The 16,253-nt window shown below is 65.3% G+C and carries 17 protein-coding genes; 7 read left to right on the forward strand and 10 right to left on the reverse strand.

The window, feature by feature from the left end; translation table 11 throughout:
• Positions 1-124 precede the first annotated feature (124 nt).
• The 3 genes from AB4Y34_RS09140 to AB4Y34_RS09150 all read left to right on the forward strand — a co-directional run bounded on the left by AB4Y34_RS09140 (position 125) and on the right by AB4Y34_RS09150 (position 1,603).
• Positions 125-325, forward strand: coding sequence for a hypothetical protein (locus AB4Y34_RS09140; protein WP_368715824.1), 201 nt, complete (start codon positions 125-127; stop codon positions 323-325).
• Between the two features lie 104 nt (positions 326-429).
• Positions 430-843 (forward strand): glyoxalase/bleomycin resistance/extradiol dioxygenase family protein, encoded by a 414-nt coding sequence (locus AB4Y34_RS09145; RefSeq protein WP_008923880.1) that lies wholly within the window; start codon positions 430-432, stop codon positions 841-843.
• A gap of 19 nt (positions 844-862) precedes the next feature.
• The gene (locus AB4Y34_RS09150) at positions 863-1,603 is read left to right on the forward strand and encodes a 16S rRNA (uracil(1498)-N(3))-methyltransferase (RefSeq protein ID WP_368596380.1); all 741 of its coding nucleotides are present in this window, start codon (positions 863-865) and stop codon (positions 1,601-1,603) included.
• 134 nt (positions 1,604-1,737) lie between these two features.
• Here the strand turns inward: AB4Y34_RS09150 and AB4Y34_RS09155 are convergent, their stop codons facing one another.
• From AB4Y34_RS09155 to AB4Y34_RS09165, 3 genes are all read right to left on the reverse strand, one after another.
• Positions 1,738-2,298 (reverse strand): barstar family protein, encoded by a 561-nt coding sequence (locus AB4Y34_RS09155; RefSeq protein WP_013090542.1) that lies wholly within the window; start codon positions 2,296-2,298, stop codon positions 1,738-1,740.
• A gap of 16 nt (positions 2,299-2,314) precedes the next feature.
• Positions 2,315-2,728 (reverse strand): ribonuclease, encoded by a 414-nt coding sequence (locus tag AB4Y34_RS09160; protein ID WP_176380911.1) that lies wholly within the window; start codon positions 2,726-2,728, stop codon positions 2,315-2,317.
• 420 nt (positions 2,729-3,148) lie between these two features.
• Positions 3,149-5,488, reverse strand: coding sequence for an NADP-dependent malic enzyme (locus tag AB4Y34_RS09165; protein WP_368715825.1), 2,340 nt, complete (start codon positions 5,486-5,488; stop codon positions 3,149-3,151).
• 171 nt (positions 5,489-5,659) lie between these two features.
• Between AB4Y34_RS09165 and thiL the strand changes: the two genes are divergently transcribed.
• The 4 genes from thiL (at position 5,660) to AB4Y34_RS09185 (ending at position 8,405) form a co-directional block, all read left to right on the forward strand.
• The gene (gene thiL / locus AB4Y34_RS09170) at positions 5,660-6,661 is read left to right on the forward strand and encodes a thiamine-phosphate kinase (protein ID WP_368715826.1); all 1,002 of its coding nucleotides are present in this window, start codon (positions 5,660-5,662) and stop codon (positions 6,659-6,661) included.
• Positions 6,651-7,226 carry a phosphatidylglycerophosphatase A gene (locus AB4Y34_RS09175; RefSeq protein ID WP_368715827.1) on the forward strand — a complete coding sequence of 192 codons (576 nt, stop codon included), beginning with the start codon at positions 6,651-6,653 and terminating at the stop codon, positions 7,224-7,226. Before thiL ends, AB4Y34_RS09175 begins: the two co-directional genes overlap by 11 nt.
• A gap of 109 nt (positions 7,227-7,335) precedes the next feature.
• Positions 7,336-7,836, forward strand: a complete 501-nt coding sequence (locus AB4Y34_RS09180) for a CinA family protein (RefSeq protein ID WP_013090547.1) — start codon at positions 7,336-7,338, stop codon at positions 7,834-7,836.
• 38 nt (positions 7,837-7,874) lie between these two features.
• The gene (locus AB4Y34_RS09185) at positions 7,875-8,405 is read left to right on the forward strand and encodes a cupin domain-containing protein (RefSeq protein WP_368715828.1); all 531 of its coding nucleotides are present in this window, start codon (positions 7,875-7,877) and stop codon (positions 8,403-8,405) included.
• Between the two features lie 16 nt (positions 8,406-8,421).
• Here AB4Y34_RS09185 and pyrF read toward each other — a convergent pair whose 3' ends face one another.
• The 7 genes from pyrF to AB4Y34_RS09220 all read right to left on the reverse strand — a co-directional run bounded on the left by pyrF (position 8,422) and on the right by AB4Y34_RS09220 (position 16,146).
• Positions 8,422-9,237 (reverse strand): orotidine-5'-phosphate decarboxylase, encoded by an 816-nt coding sequence (gene pyrF, locus AB4Y34_RS09190; protein ID WP_368715829.1) that lies wholly within the window; start codon positions 9,235-9,237, stop codon positions 8,422-8,424.
• Between the two features lie 110 nt (positions 9,238-9,347).
• Positions 9,348-10,409, reverse strand: coding sequence for an aldose 1-epimerase (locus AB4Y34_RS09195; RefSeq protein ID WP_368715830.1), 1,062 nt, complete (start codon positions 10,407-10,409; stop codon positions 9,348-9,350).
• 220 nt (positions 10,410-10,629) lie between these two features.
• Complete coding sequence (locus AB4Y34_RS09200) at positions 10,630-11,571, reverse strand: SMP-30/gluconolactonase/LRE family protein (RefSeq protein WP_368715831.1); 942 nt, start codon at positions 11,569-11,571, stop codon at positions 10,630-10,632.
• Entirely contained in the window at positions 11,568-12,368 is an 801-nt protein-coding gene (locus tag AB4Y34_RS09205) for an SDR family NAD(P)-dependent oxidoreductase (protein WP_176380919.1), read from the reverse strand. The genes AB4Y34_RS09200 and AB4Y34_RS09205 overlap by 4 nt, the downstream gene beginning before the upstream one ends.
• Positions 12,369-12,409: 41 nt before the next feature.
• Entirely contained in the window at positions 12,410-13,426 is a 1,017-nt protein-coding gene (araH, locus tag AB4Y34_RS09210; RefSeq protein ID WP_176105037.1) for an L-arabinose ABC transporter permease AraH, read from the reverse strand.
• A 53-nt stretch (positions 13,427-13,479) separates the two neighbouring features.
• Positions 13,480-15,042, reverse strand: a complete 1,563-nt coding sequence (gene araG, locus AB4Y34_RS09215) for an L-arabinose ABC transporter ATP-binding protein AraG (RefSeq protein ID WP_368715832.1) — start codon at positions 15,040-15,042, stop codon at positions 13,480-13,482.
• A 105-nt stretch (positions 15,043-15,147) separates the two neighbouring features.
• A complete protein-coding gene (locus AB4Y34_RS09220) occupies positions 15,148-16,146 on the reverse strand; it encodes an arabinose ABC transporter substrate-binding protein (RefSeq protein ID WP_368715833.1) in 999 nt (332 codons plus the stop codon).
• Positions 16,147-16,253 lie beyond the last annotated feature (107 nt).

The raw sequence follows: 16,253 nt of genomic DNA on the forward strand, positions 1-16,253 counted from the left end.
ACTCCGCCCGGCGGCGGCATTCACGATTCGAGCAGCTGATTTGCCCACGCTGCCGATCGAGCCCGTCCGCCGTGACGCCCCGCTATTGTTCCAGCCTTGTGCCGACGCCGTCTACGATTTCCTCATGCACGCCTCGATCGGCTCGATGCGCGGATGCCCATCGAGCTCCGCGACGACCCGCCCGATTCGCACGATCGCCGAACGTCTCGCCGCGCGCGGCATCGATTCGCTGCGTCACGACGAACCGGCCCTGCACGCGGGGCTATTCTCGGCAGCGCGAACGGCGCGCGATAAACTGAGTCCGACGACGAAACCATCCATTTGAAGCGCGGACACCTGGAGCGAACCGGTTCGAGCGAAGCCGGCATGCCGCGCCGGAGCGAACCCCGCAACAGTGGCCACGCTGCCCCACGAGACCCGGAGAACTCCATGACCGCCCCCCGCCCCGCCGGTGTGCCCTGGCTGACCCCCTATCTGACGGTGCGCGACGCGCGCGCGTCGACGGCGTTTTTTTCGGCGGCGTTCGGCTTCGACGTGCGCGACAGCGTGCAGGACGACGGCGTCGTCATGCACGTCGAGATGACTTACCAAGGCCAGTTGATCGTGATGTTCGCACCCGAAGGCGCGTTCGGCTCGACCGCGAAGACGCCGAAAAGCGCGGGCACGATCGCGCCGCAATCGTTCTATGTCTATGTCGAGGACGTCGATGCCGTGTATGCTCGCGCGCTCGCGGCTGGCGCGAAGTCGCTGAGTGAGCCGCAGGACCAGTTCTGGGGCGACCGCTTCGCGCAGGTCGAAGATATCGACGGCTATCGCTGGGCGCTCGCCCGCCACCTTTCCTGAATCCGAGAGTCTTTCGTCGATGCCCCGTTTTTTTGTTGATGCGCTGCTTTACCCCGACGACGTGATCGCATTGCCAGACGACGTCGTCCGCCACGTGGCCGTGCTGCGTTTGCAGCCTGGCGATTCGCTCGTGCTGTTCAACGGTCAGGGTGGCGAATACGGCGCCGAACTCGTCGAGGTCGAGCGCCGTTCGGCTCGCGTGAAAATTGGCGAATTTCGCGCGGTGGAGGTCGAGCCGCCGTATCGGCTGACGCTCGCCCAAGGCATCGCCGGCGGCGACAAGATGGACTGGCTGATCGAGAAGGCGGTCGAACTCGGCGCCTCTGGCTTCGTGCCGCTCGCGACCGCACGCAGCGTCGTGCGGCTGACCGGCGAGCGCGCGCAGCGGCGGCAGCAGCATTGGCAAGGTGTGGTGCGGGCGTCGTGCGAACAGTGCGGGCGTAATCGGCTGCCGGACGTGATGCCGGTGTGTGAGATTGGCGCTTGGCTCGATACCCTGTCGCGCGAACCGGCACCGGACGAGTTGCGCCTGCTGCTGTCGCCACGCGCGAGCATCGGTTTCACGGCGCTGCCGGACGCGCCGCCGCCTGGCGGCGTGACGCTGCTGATCGGCCCCGAAGGCGGCCTTTCCGCCGACGAGGAAGCCGCCGCCGTTGAACAGGGCTTTGCCGCGGTGGGCTTGGGACCGCGTGTGCTGCGCACCGAGACCGCAGGGATCGCGGTGCTTGCTGCGCTTGCGGCGCGCTGGGGCGGTTGGTAAGCGGGAGCTAGCTTGCGCCAAACACCGCCACAAAGGCAAAGGCCCGCCAATTAGCAGGCCTTTATCGTCTATAGCGCGACGTTCGCCGTCAGAGCCAATCAAGTACGCCTGAACAGGTGAACATCCTCCGAGCCTCAGGCGAACGAGTAAAACACCCGGAACGCGACCTTGCGCTCGGCCCAGAATTCGGCCGCTTCGCGGAACACGTCGAGCAGCGTTTCGCGCCCTTCCTTGTCGAATTTCTGCGCGATCGGCAGGTGTTCGAGCACGATTACGAAGCCAGGCTGCGCGCCGGCCTTGTGCACGAGGTCGGTCAGGCAATCATAGAGCGCGTCGTAGTTCTTGCCGAAATGCTTGGGAAACAGAAACGACGTCGCGATCGTCTCGAGCACTTCCTGCTTCGAGGCGGCGTTCGCGCAATACGCATACAGAAAGTGCTGGCCAAGGTGGTTGGCCTCGTCGGCGAGATCCTGCACCCGGAACGCGCGGATCGACTGCACGATGTTCGGCCGCACCGTCCTGAAAAGGCTCATGGGCTCTTCGTTCGATGAAACCACCGTGCCAGCCTCGCTTTGGTTGTCGCGACCCTGCTCGTCGGCGCGCATCTTCATGACGCGTTGGAACAAATTGCCGTCGCCGGCCGCGAAAAGATCCGTCGCGACTCCGGAATCGTGCGCGTAGATGTTGTCGCTCATGCCGTTCATCCCAATGTCATTCAACAATACGGTTAAAACTGGTGTAATGGTCGTCCGAGTAATAACAATTGTCGGTTCGCTGTAGCGGACCTCCGCAGACGATGCGGCGCGCCCCGCGATTACGCGCGTGAGGCGTGGGGACGGTGTATTCGTGGTAATAGCCGCGCCGATGAGCGGGCAGCACCCGTTCGTAGTTGCCGAATACGATGCCATCCTTCTGATACGGGTAAGGCCCGCCGGTAGCTATGAGGTTCAACGTATCGACCGCCTCGCGCGGCAATTGCGCCAGCGGGATGGTGCCTACCTGCGCTTCCGCCGCTGCTGGCGCCGAGTAGTCTCGCGCCAGCGCCTCGGGCGCCGAACTTGACAACGCGCAGAGCGCGGCAGCACCGATCAGCACGCCTTTCATGCGCAACCAGTTGCGTGCCATGTATCAGGTTTCCCCGCTGTCAGACCACGAGTTTGACGACCATGAAAGTCGTAAGGGTATCGCTAATAGCCTTTGGAATCAACGTTCGACGGCCGGACGACCCCCCGCCTCGCCGCGCGGATAGCCGGCCGTCGGGGCTTTGACGACTTTTGACAGAATGTTTAGCGCGATCAGGCTAAACTGAGCTCAATCGTGATCGAACGTAGCGCAAGCAGTGCAAGCTGCCGGTGGCCGAGGCGCTCGATTGCGGTTGTTAGAGCCTGGAACACTCAGCCGAAAGGCTGTGTCATTGCCGTTTTTCGGGGTGGCGATCCCCAGCTTGCCCTGAAGGCGTGCCCATTGCGGGCACGCCGTTTTTTTCAGGGCGCGCCGGTTGGAGAACCGGCGCCGGGCCTGTCGCGGCCCGGTCACGATGCGCGCTTAGCAGGTTGCGCTGACATCCGCAACGAGCAGCGCCGCCATGTTGACGATCCGGCGTACGGTCGCCGACGGCGTCAGCACGTGCACCGGCTTGGCTGCGCCGAGCAGGATCGGGCCAATCGCGATGTTGTTGCCGGCCGCCGTCTTCAGCAGGTTGTACGCGATATTGGCCGCATCGATGTTCGGCAGCACCAGCAGGTTCGCGTCGCCTTCGAGCGTCGAATCGGGCAGCACTTCGCGGCGCAGGTTGGAGTCGAGCGCGACATCGCCGTGCATTTCGCCGTCAATCTGCATCTCCGGCGCGCGTTCACGCAGGATCTCGAGCGTATCGCGCATCTTCTGCGCGCTCGGCGCGTTGCTCGAACCGAAGTTCGAATGCGACACCAGCGCGACCTTCGGCTCGATACCAAAGCGACGCACTTCCTCGGCCGCCATGATCGTGATCTCGGCCAGTTCCTCCGGCGTCGGATCGACATTCACGTGCGTATCGACGAGGAAAATCTGCCGATTCGGCAACACCAGCCCATTCATCGCCGCATACACCTTCGCGCCCGGTTTCTTGCCAATCACCTGGTCGATGAAATGGATATGGCGGTGCGTCGTGCTGACCGTGCCGCAGATCATGCCGTCCGCCTCGCCCTTCCTGACCATCATCGAGCCGATCAGCGTGGTGCGGCGGCGCATCTCGAGCTTGGCCATCTGCGTGGTGATGCCCTTGCGCGACATCATCTTCGCGTATTCCTGCCAGAACTCACGGTAACGTTCGTCATGGTCCGTGTTGACGACCGTGTAATCCTGCCCGGCGACGAGCCGCAGGCCATAACGCGCGATCCGCTGTTCGATCACGGCAGGCCGGCCGATCAGGATCGGTTTGGCGAGCTTTTCGTCGACGACGATCTGGATTGCGCGAAGTACACGTTCCTCTTCGCCTTCCGCGAACACGATGCGCTTCTTCTCCGGCTCGACGCTGCGCGCGAGCTGGAAGATCGGCTTCATCGTCGTGCCGCTGTGGTAGACGAATTGCTGCAGATGCTGCGCGTAGGCGTCCATATCCTCGATCGGACGCTCGGCGACGCCGCAGTCCATCGCGGCCTTCGCCACCGCGGGCGCGACCTTCACGATCAGACGCGGATCGAACGGCTTCGGAATCAGATACTCCGGTCCGAACGACAGATCCTGGATGCCGTACGCGGTCGCGACAATGTCGCTCTGCTCCTGGCGCGCCAGTTCGGCGATCGCGTTGACGGCGGCGATTTCCATTTCGCGCGTGACCGTCGTCGCGCCGGCGTCCAGCGCGCCGCGGAACAGGAACGGGAACACCAGCACGTTGTTGACCTGGTTCGGGTAGTCGGTGCGGCCCGTGCACAGCACCGCGTCCGGACGCACTTCGAGCGCGAGTTCCGGCAGGATTTCCGGCGTCGGGTTCGCGAGCGCGAGGATCAGCGGCTTGGCGGCCATCTTCTTGACCATGTCCTGCTTGAGCACGCCGCCAGCCGACAGGCCGAGGAACACGTCCGCGCCGTCGATCACCTCGGCGAGCGAGCGCGCGCTGGTTTCACGCGCGAAACGCTCCTTGTCCGGGTCCATCAGTTCGGTACGGCCCTTGTAGACGACACCCGCGAGGTCGGTCACGGTGATGTTTTCGAGCGGCAGGCCGAGGTCGACCAGCAGGTCCAGACAGGCGAGCGCCGCCGCGCCCGCGCCCGAGGAAACCAGCTTGACTTCCTTGATGTCCTTGCCAACGACCTTCAGACCGTTGGTGACTGCCGCCGCGACGACGATAGCGGTGCCGTGCTGGTCGTCATGGAAGACCGGAATCTTCATGCGCTTGCGGCATTCGCGTTCGACGATGAAGCAGTCCGGCGCCTTGATGTCTTCGAGGTTGATGCCGCCGAAGGTCGGTTCGAGCGCGGCGATTACGTCGACCAGCTTGTGCGGATCGGTCTCGTTGATCTCGATATCGAACACGTCGATGCCGGCGAACTTCTTGAACAGGACGGCCTTGCCTTCCATGACCGGCTTGGACGCGAGCGGGCCGATGTTGCCGAGACCCAGCACCGCGGTCCCGTTCGTGACGACGCCGACGAGGTTGCTGCGCGCGGTGAAGCGCGCGGCGTTCAGCGGGCTCTCGACGATTTCCTCGCACGCAAATGCGACGCCAGGCGAATACGCCAGCGCGAGGTCGCGCTGGTTGATCATCTGCTTGGTCGGGGCGATCGCGATTTTGCCGGGAGTCGGAAACTCGTGGTAATCGAGGGCTGCTTCGCGGAGTTTGGTATTGACGGGATTCGACATAAGGCGGGCTTCGGAGTGCAGATTAGAATAGACGTTCGACGGCATTGTAGCCCCAATTGGCTACGCAATTCCTTCAATACGGGTACAACTGCCGCGACTGAAACAGCGCGAAAGCGCGTTGCCCGTCGCACGGGGTGGTCCGGTGCTTGCGAAGGGCACTACGCTCAAACCTGGTCACCTACGCTTACGACCCTTCTCCGCTCATCGTCCGCCATCATGCTTTCCGAGTTTTCGCTGATCGACCGCTTCTTCGCCCGCCGCGCCGCCCACGCGCGGCCCTCTACTACCGAAGGCGGCACGCTCGGCATCGGCGACGACTGCGCGTTGCTGGCACCGCCTGCCGGCGAAATGCTCGCGATATCGACGGACATGCTGGTCGAAGGCCGTCACTTCTTCGCCGATATCGATCCCGAAGCGCTCGGTCACAAGGCGCTCGCGGTCAACCTGTCGGACCTCGCCGCGATGGGCGCGCAGCCGCAGGCGTTCACGCTCGCCTTCTCGCTGCCGCAGGCCGACGAAGCCTGGCTATCCGGATTCAGCGAAGGCCTGTTCGCGCTCGCCGAGCGCTACGGTTGCGAGCTGATCGGCGGCGATACGACGGGCGGGCCGCTCAACCTGTGCATCACGGTGTTCGGCAGCGTGCCGCCGCAAACGGCATTGCGCCGCGATGCCGCGCAACCCGGCGACGACATCTGGATTTCCGGCACGCTCGGCGACGCGCGCGCCGGCCTCGGCGTGCAGCGCGGCGAATGGGCCGCCGATCGGAACGACGCCGCGGCGTTCCGCCAGGCACTCGAGCGCCCCGAGCCGCGCATCGCGCTCGGCCTCGCGCTGCGCGGCGTCGCACACGCGGCGCTCGACCTGTCGGACGGACTCGCCGGCGATCTGCTGCATATCCTCGAGCGCTCGTCGGTCAGTGCGAGCGTCGACGTGGACGCGGTGCCGCGCTCGGCCGCGCTGCGCCGCCTGCCGCCCGAGGTCCAGCAGCGCTGCACGCTCGCCGGCGGCGACGATTACGAGCTGTGCTTCACCGCGCCCGGCGCCGCGCGCGCCGCGGTCGAGGCAGCCGCGCAGAAGGCCGCTGTGCCGGTCACTCGCATCGGTACAATAAGCGCACTGGAGGCGGCCACCGACCGCCCGGCCATCGCGTGGCGCAACGCCACCGGCGCGCCGCTCACCCTGACGTTGCAAGGTTTCGATCACTTTCATGCAGAATGACCCCCCGCTCGGCCCCGCCGACGACTTGCTCGGCAGCGAGCCGCCGCAAGCACCACGACCGCGCGCGCCGAAGCCCGCTCAGCCACGCCGCGCGACCGCGCGCTTCATGCTGTCGCATCCCGTCCACATCCTGTCGCTCGGCTGCGGCAGCGGGCTGTCGCCCGTCGCGCCAGGCACGGTCGGCACGCTGTTCGGGTGGGCCTCCTTCGCGGTACTGAGCCGCTATCTGACCGTTATCGAATGGGGCGTGCTGATCGGCGTCGGCTTTCTCGCCGGCATTGCGCTGTGCGGCTTTACGGCGAAGCGGCTTGGCGTCGAGGATCCGTCGGCGGTCGTGTGGGACGAAATCGTCGCGTTCTGGCTCGTGCTGCTGATGGTCACGCCTGCCACGCTCGCCGCTCAGATGTGGGCGTTCGTGATCTTCCGCTTCTTCGACATGGTGAAGCCGCCACCGATCGGCTACTTCGACCGCCGGCTGAAAGGCGGCTTTGGCATCATGTTCGATGACCTGATCGCCGCGTTCTTCACGTTGCTCGTGATTGCGCTGTGGCGGATGTCGGTTTGAGCGCTGCCCGACCGCTATCTGAGCACCGTTCGACTCTTTCGGTCGCCACCCGGCCCCTGCCGTTCGCCGCGCCTCACGGCCGGCTTCGTTTTCCGGATTGACTGACGCCATGCCTACCGATTCCGTCGTTCACCAGCTTGCGATCCGCGTGAGCAACCGTCTGCGCGACGAGCGCCTGATGCTCGTGACCGCCGAGTCCTGCACGGGCGGCATGGTCGCGACCGCGATCACCGATATCTCCGGCAGCAGTGGCTGGTTCGAACGCGGCTTCGTCACGTATTCGAACCAGGCGAAGAGTGAAATGATCGGCGTGCCGGCCGACCTGATCGAAAAGCACGGCGCGGTCAGCGAACCGGTCGCGCGAGCGATGGCCGAAGGCGCACTGCGCAACAGCCGCGCGCAAGTGTCGCTGTCGATAACCGGCGTCGCTGGGCCCGGTGGTGGCACCGAAACCAAGCCGGTCGGCATGGTGTCGTTCGGCTGGACCAACCGGCTGCATACGTCGGTGGAAACGAAGATTTTCAAGGGCGATCGCGAGCAGATCCGCGTGCAGGCGGCAGCGCACGCGCTGCGCGGTCTGCTGGCGCTACTCGACGAACGCGAGCATTGAGCGGCGCCTGACTCTGACTATTACTGGGGAGGCGGACAATGCCGGATTCGCGCGCGATCGCTGATGACCTGATCCGTCGCTTCGACCTGAAGCCACATCCTGAAGGCGGCTATTTCGCGGAGACTTATCGCTCGGCCGCACGCGTGCTGCGCGCCGGCGAAGCGAGCGAGACTGAGAACACCCGTGCGGCGTCGACCGCGATCTATTACATGCTGTGCGATCGCGCGCATTCGGCGTGGCATCGGATCCGATCCGACGAGGTCTGGCATTTCTACGCCGGCGAGCCGCTGCTGGTTCACATGCTCGATGAAAGCGATGCCGGCGGTGCGCTAGTCACGCACCAGCTCGGCAATCCGCTCACGCATCCCGACACGGTGTATCAGGCCGTCGTGCCGGCCGGCATGTGGTTCGCGGCTGAGTGCGCCGATCCGGCGTCGTTCGCGCTGGTCGGCTGCACGGTCGCGCCGGGTTTCGAATTCAGCGAGTTCGAACTCGCGGAGGTCGATGCGCTGAAGGCGCGGCATCCGCGCCATGCGGAGTTGATCGGGCGGCTCGGAGCGGCGCGCTGACGCGCCGCTCGTCGATTCAACGAAACGCGTTGATCCGGTCGCGGGTGTCCTCCGCGGCCTGCGCGGCCGCTTGCGCGAAGTCGTCGCCCTTGCCCGCGTAGAGGATCGCGCGCGAAGAGTTGATCAGCATGCCGGTGCCGTTCGCGGTGCGTCCGGCGCTCACGGTGGCCTGCACGTCGCCGCCTTGCGCGCCGATGCCCGGAATCAGCAGCGGCATGTCGCCGACGATCCCGCGCACCACTTCGATTTCCTTCGGAAACGTCGCGCCGACCACGAGCCCGAGCTGGCCGCCCGCATTCCACTTCTGCGCGGCCAGTTGCGCGACGACCTGGTACAGCGGCCGGCCGCCCGTCTCGAGAAACTGCAAGTCCGAGCCGCCCGCGTTCGACGTGCGGCACAGCACGATCACGCCCTTGCCCGCGTGCTCGAGATACGGTTCGATCGAATCGAAACCCATGTACGGATTGACCGTCACCGCGTCCGCCTGGTAGCGCTCGAACGCCTCGCGCGCGTACTGCTCGGCGGTGCTGCCAATATCGCCGCGCTTGGCGTCGAGAATCACCGGCAGCCCCGGATGGTTCGCATGAATGTGGGCGATCAGTTGCTCGAGCTGGTCTTCCGCGCGATGCGCGGCGAAGTAGGCGATCTGCGGCTTGAACGACGACGCGTACGGCGCGGTTGCATCGACGATCGTGCGGCAGAACTCGAAGATCGCATCGGCGCGGCCCGCGAGCGCGCCCGGAAATCTGCTGGGCTCGGGATCGAGCCCAACGCACAGCAGCGAGTTCGTGCGCTGCCAGGCGTCGTTGAGTGTCTGGATGAAGTTGGACATGGTGAGTCTCGCGGCGAGCCGGTAATCGGAGGAGGCGCGTATTTTACCCGTCCCACGATCGCCATCCGTCGATGGCGGTCAACGCGCGGCCCGCACCTCGTTGACTGTGGCTACTGCCTGCGCCGCGCGCCACGGCCGCCCGGCATCGAGCGCAGCCCAGTCCGCTCGACGGTGAAGCGGAAAGTGCGCGTCAACCGCTCGCCGCGCTTGAGCAGCGTCATGCCGTTTTCGCTCGCGCCGCCGGCCAGGTTCATCGCATTGATCGGATGATCGACCGGCTCGAAGCAGAAGAAGTCTTCGCCGGGCGGCGTGTACAGCACGTAGTAGTCGGTATCGGCGGCGATGTTCAGCGACAGCCGGCGCTTCGGCCACACCACCGCCGCCTGGCCGCTCCAGCCGGTGAACGCGTGATTGACGATCGTCTCCGGCAGCGGATACGCGACGCCGAACTGCCACGCGGGCGGCGCCGGCACGTGGCGCACCGGCAGCCAGTCGTCGCCCGACAGCCACAGGCCGCCAGCCGCCGCCGACAGCTCGGTGTCCGCGTCGCGCACAAAGAATGGATGCACGCCGAGCCCGAACGGCAGCGTCTCACGGCCGGCGTTTTCGATTTCGAGCGCGATGACGAGCGTCGGGCCGTCGAGCGTGTAGGTTTGCGTCGCGCGGAACGCGTACGGCTTGCCTTCGCTGCGGTCGAGCGCGAGGCGCACGTGCTCGCGGCCCGCGTCGAGCACCTGCCATTGCGCGAGCCAGCCGTCGCCGTGAATCGGCAGGGGTTCCTCGGCGCGGTTGCGCGGCACCTCGACGCGCCGCCCACCGACGCTGAAATGACCGCCGCCGATGCGGTTCGAGTACGGCAACAGCGGATAGCAGGCAAGCTGGTTCGGTTCCGTATCGACACCGACTTCACTGCAGCGCCGGAAGATCGGCGTCAGCGCGCCGTCGTCGCGCCAGTCGAAGCGGGTCACGCCACCGCCGAGCGTCGGCGCGACATCGAGACGCAATTGCGAGTTGGCGAGCGTGATGCACGTGACATCGCCGGCACTGCCTTCGCCGAGCGCCACCGCCGACGTGCTCGGGCCCGCCAGCACGGGATTGGCCGCCGCGGCAAGTCGCGAGCGTCGCGTTTGAGAGGTTGGGGATGAGGCTGAAACGAGATTCGCAACAGTCATATCTGGCTCCATCGAGAGGCGTGGGACGTTGCCGTCAGGGTTGACGGGAGTTGCGGGCGATTTTTTATGACCAATTCGCCTCGAGTCCGAACTGCATGCTGCCGATTCGTTGCCGGCCGGTCGCGGGCGTATCGCTCGCGGACCGAAACTGCCACATCGACTTCTGCTTCACCTTCAGGATCGCGGCCCCGGCGCACGGCCGGGGCTGCGTCATTCTGCGCTAGATAGGCGCGCCCTGGAACAGCGGTTCCGCAACACCACGCCGTGAAAGCGTCGCGACGAACAGGTCGCCCGCGAGCGTATCGGCCGCGCGCGCCGTTGCATCGAGCTCGGCGTAGGCGCTCGTGATGTACAGCGTGTCGAGCGCCTTCTCACTTTGGGCGCTGCCCGCGGCCTCGCCGAGCGCGGCACCGCCGATCGCGACGCAACTCGGCTGCGTGGTCGGCACGTCGATGCGCTCGGTTTCCACACCGTCGGGACCGTAGCGCACCACGCGCGCGCCGCCCCACTGCGCGTTCCACAGGCCGCCGTCGCTGTCGACGGTCGAGCCGTCGGGGATGCCGTTCGCATCGGTTAGACGCGTGAACAGGCGATCGTTCGCGATGCTGCCATCGGCGCGATAGTCGCACGCGCGGATTTCACGCGTCGGCGAATCGCAGTAGTACATCGTCGCGCCGTCGGGACTGAATGCGATGCTGTTCGAAATTGCCGGCGCTGGCAACGGTAAGCGTTCGAGCGACAGATCGTGATTCAACCGATAGAAGCCGCCGACCGTCTGCCGTTGCCCGCTTTCGTCCTTGGTGCCGAACACGAAGCGCCCTTGCCGATCGCAGCGGCCATCGTTCACGCGCGTGTTCATGCCGGGTTCGACTTCGACGATCGGCTGCGTAGTGCCGGTCTGCAGATCGAAAAACGCGAGATGCGATGCGAGCCCGAGCAGCACGTAGCGCGGGTTTTCGCACAGCGCGAAGCTGGCGAGCCGCTCGGGCATGTCGAACGAATCGCTGCGGCCGTCGGCCGGATCGTAGCGCCACAGCCGCGCGCCTTCGATGTCGGTCCAGTAGAATCGGCCGCTGCGGGCGCACCAGGTCGCGCCTTCGCCGAGTTCGCACTGCGCGTCGAGCAGCAGCGTGGCCCGTTGCACGCGCGGGCTGCCGCTCACGCCCAGCCTCCGTCGACGACGATGTCCTGCGCGGTGATCATGCGGCTGTCGTCGGCGGCGAGGAATAGCGCCATGCGCGCGAGGTCGGCCGGCATCAGCTCGGCGTCGATGCATTGGCCTTCCTTGATCTGCCGGCGGCCGTTGTCGTCGAGCCACAGGCGCAGCTGCTTCTCGGTCATCACCCAGCCCGGCACGAGCGTGTTGACGCGGATATTGAAGTGGCCGAGGTCGCGCGCGAGCCCGCGCGTGAGCCCCTGCACCGCCGACTTCGACATCACGTACACCGGATAGCCGCCGTTCTTCAGCATCCAGCTGATCGAGCCGAGGTTGATGATCGAGCCGCTACGCGCGGCCTTCATGTCTTCCATCACGGCCTGCGCCGCGAAGAACTGGTGGCGGATGTTCACGGCGATGCCGGCGTCGAACGACTCGCGCGTCACGTCGGCGATCTGATGGCGCTTGTCGTTCGCCGCATTGTTGATCAGCACCTGGATCGGACCCAGCGCCGCCTTCACGTCGGCGATCGCTTTTTGCAGCGCGTCGACATCGGTCAGATCGCACGGGAGAAAGAGCGGCTTGTGCTTCGAATCGCCGAGCTGGTCGGCGAGGGCTTCGCCGGCGCTCGCATCGATATCGAAGAAAGCGACGCGCGCGCCCTGCGCCGCGAAGTGCTCGACGAACGATGCGCCGATGCCGGTCGCGCCGCCCGTGATCAGCACCGTACGGTCGACGAGGCTCGGATAGCGCGCGTACGCGGTGTCAGAGAGGCTGGCGTTTGCATTGGCCGGAGACGACATCGTTCGATTCCTTTATGAGCTTGGGATGAGGTGAAAGCGGCTCAGTCGCGCGAGCCGCGGTTCTTCAACTGGTCGAGCAACACGGCCGCGAGCAGGATCGCGCCGCGCACCAGGTACTGGTAGAACGCGTCGATGTTCAAGAGGTTCATCACGTTCTCGACCGTGCCCATGATCAGCACGCCGATCACGACGCCCGAGATCGTCGCGCGGCCGCCCAGCAGCGACACGCCGCCGAGCACGCATGCGGAGATCACGTTCAGCTCGAAGCCTTCGGCGGCGTTCGGCTGACCCGACGTGATACGCGACGCGAGAATCACGCCGGCGAGCGCGGTGACGGCGCCCTGGATCAGGAAGATGTAGACGCGCGTGCGCTCCACGTTGATACCGGCCAGGCGCGACGCTTCCGGATTACCGCCGATCGCGAGCGTATTGCGGCCGTACACGGTCTGGTTCAGCATCACGCCGAACACGATGAAGCAGATCAGGGTGACCCAGATCGGCAGCGACACGCCGAAGAACGTCAGGCCGCCCAATGCGATGAAGGTATCCGACGATACGCCGACCGCCTGGCCATGCGACACGATGAAACCGAGGCCGCGGACGATTTCCATCGTCGCGAGCGTCGTGATCAGCGCATTGATGCGCAGATAAGCGATCACCGCGCCGTTGACGAAGCCGATCACCGCGCCCGCCGCGACCGCCGCGATGATCGCGATGACCGTGCTGTCGGTCGCGTTGAGCACCATCGCGCACAGCACGCCGGCGAACGCGACGGTCGAGCCGACCGACAGGTCGAAGTCGCGCGACGCGAGACAGAACATCATCGTGCACGCGACCATGCCGATCTGCGAGATCGACAGCGCGAGGCCGAGCATGTTCTCGATCGAGAAGAAATGATCGACGGTCAGCGACATCGTGACGAACATCACGATGAAGATCACGATCAGGCTGTACTCGGTGATCTGCTGCCACCACTTGGCCTTGTCGGTAGGCTGCGGAATCAGCGCGTCGGCCGCGCTCTTGGCGGCCTGCTGCGCGAGGTTTTCTCTGGCTTGCATGTTCAATACTCCTCCCCGTCCCCACGGGTTGCGGACTCTCGTCCGGATAAGGTTCAGGCAGCCCGCGAGCCGCTCTGGTTGGCTGCGTTCGCGTTCGTGTTCGACTCACCAGGTAGCGCGGTCGAGCTCTGCGGCAATGCGAGGCTCAGCACCGACTGTTCGGTCGCGTCCTTGCGCGCGAGCTCGCCGGAAATGCGGCCCTGGCGCATCACGACGATCCGGTCGGACACGCCGAGCACTTCCGGCAATTCCGACGAAATCATCACGATCGCGCAGCCGCGCTCGGCCAGCTGATAGATCACGTTATAGATCTCGTGCTTCGCGCCGACGTCGATACCGCGCGTCGGTTCGTCGAGAACCACGACTTTCAGATCAGGCTCGGCGAGCCAGCGCGACAGAATCGCCTTCTGCTGATTACCGCCCGACAGGAAGCGGATCTTCTGCCGGCGATGCGGCGTCTTGATCTTCAGCAGCTTGATGAAACGGTCCGCCGTCAGCGCCTCTTTCTTGCGATCGAGAAACACGCCCGCACGCAGATAGTGACGGCGGCAGCTGATGTTGATGTTCTCCGCGACGCTCGCCATCGCGACGATGCCCTCTTCCTTGCGATCCTCGGGGCACAGCACGATGCCGTGCTTGATCGCCTCGCCCGCGCTGCGCACCTTGATCGGCTTGCCGTCGAGCACGAGTTCGCCGCCCTTGCGATGCTCGGCGCCATACACCAGATGCATCAGCTCGCTGCGGCCCGCGCCGACGAGTCCGAAGAAGCCGACGATCTCACCGCGCCGCACCTCGAAGCTGGCCGGCTGCGCGAGCGGATGACCTTCGATCGCCTTCGCCGCGAAACGCACTTCGCCGAGCGGCCGCGCCGTATAGCTATAGATGTCCGAAATTTCGCGCCCGACCATCTCACTGACGATCGTGTCGCGCGATACGCCTTCGAGCGTCGGATGCGACGCGACCTTGCGGCCGTCGCGGAAGATCGTGCACGCGTCGCACAGCTCGTAGATCTCGTCCATCCGATGCGAGATGTAGATCATCGCGCGATTGTCGGCGCGCAGATCGCGCACCAGCTTGAACAGCACCTCGGTCTCGCGATGCGACAGCGAGCTGGTCGGCTCGTCGAGCGCGATCACACGCGCGTTGCGCATCAGCGCCTTGCAGATTTCGACCATCTGCCGCTGCGCGATCGACAGCTTGCGCAGTTTCGCGTTCGGATCGAGCGCGACGCCCATCGCCTCGAGCCGCTCGCGCACGAAGCGCTTCGCCTCACGCTTGTTGACCCAGCCGAGAGAATTGGGCAGCTGGCCGAGCAGCAGGTTCTCCGCGACCGTGAGGTCGGGCACGTACTGCAGTTCCTGATGAATCACCGCGATGCCGGCACCGATCGACGCGGCCGCGCTCGGAAAGCGCACCTCGTTGCCGTCGATCATCATGCGGCCCGAATCGGGCTGATACTCGCCGCCGAGAATTTTCAGCAGCGTCGATTTTCCCGCGCCGTTTTCGCCCATCAGGCCGTGCACCTGGCCGACGTTGACGTCGAAGGACACACCGTCGAGCGCACGCACGCCTGGAAAAACCTTGCCGATATTGTCAAAACGTAGCGTCGCTGACACTTCGCCTCCTCATCCCTCATGTAGACCGTACGCGCGCCGCCCTCCGCAACAGGCAGAGAAAGCGGCGCGCCGGCGGTGTACTTCATGTCACCGCAGGACCCGCGATTACTTCGACGCGAGGCCCATCTTCTCGCGCACTTCGCCGACGTTGTCGCGCGTCGCCAGCATGCCGGTCGTGAGCGTCAGCAGCGGCGGCTCCTTGCCTTGGGTGATCCACGAGTACATCAGTTCCGAGGTTTCCTCGCCGTGGCGCTTCGGGCTGATGATCACGGTGCCGAAGAAGCCCGTCGGCTGCGGCTTCTTGAACTCGTTCAGCGCGGAGTCCGAGCCGCCGATGCCGATGCCGATCATGTTGTCGGCCTTGAAGCCACGGCCTTCCGCCGCGCGCACCGCGCCGAGCACGCCTTCGTCGTTCAGCGCGTAAGCGACCCAGTGCTTGAACTGCGGGTTCTTCGTCAGCGCGATGTTGGCGGCGTTGAAAGCGTTTTCCGTGTCGGTCTTCGCTTGCGGCGCGGTGACGATGTTCGATTTCGGGAAGCCCGCGGCGACGAGGGCGTCGGTCGCGCCGGTGGTGCGGTCATGAGCGGTCGGCAGCTGTTCGTAGGTTACGTCGATCGCGCCGACGTCCTTCATGTCCCAGCCGCGCTTCTTGATTTCGGCCGCGATGCCGTCGCCGACCTGCTTGCCGATGTTATACGCCGAGATGCCCATATGCGGCACCGCTTCGATCGGCTTGCCCGCGCCGTCGACGAGGCGGTCGTCGACCGTCATCATCTTCAGGCCGTCGGCCTTCGCCTTCGCGACGATACCCGGCCCGAGCTTGACGTCGGGTGTGCAGATCACGAAGCCCTGCGCCTTCTGCGCGGCGAGGTTATCGATTGCGCTCATCACCTTCTCGCCCGACGGCGCGCCGATTTTCACGAGCGTGAAGCCCTTGTCCTTGGCGGCGATCTCGGCGAACTTCCATTCGTCCTGGAACCACGGCTCTTCCGGCTGCTTCACGACGAAGCCGATCTTGACCGTATCGGCTGCCTGTGCGACCGGCGCATTGAAGAGCACACCCGTCGCCGCCGCTGCCAGCGTGAGGAAAATTCTACGTTTCATGATGCGTGTCTCCTGACTAATTGATAACGAGAAGGTAATCGGCCGCGTCTTCTTATACCGGTCCTGACACACGCGGCCAGCGCGTCGTCCGGTGTTCTGTGCGTCTC

The sequence above is a fragment of the Paraburkholderia sp. BR10954 genome, from assembly GCF_040965775.1.
Lineage (GTDB): Bacteria > Pseudomonadota > Gammaproteobacteria > Burkholderiales > Burkholderiaceae > Paraburkholderia > Paraburkholderia youngii.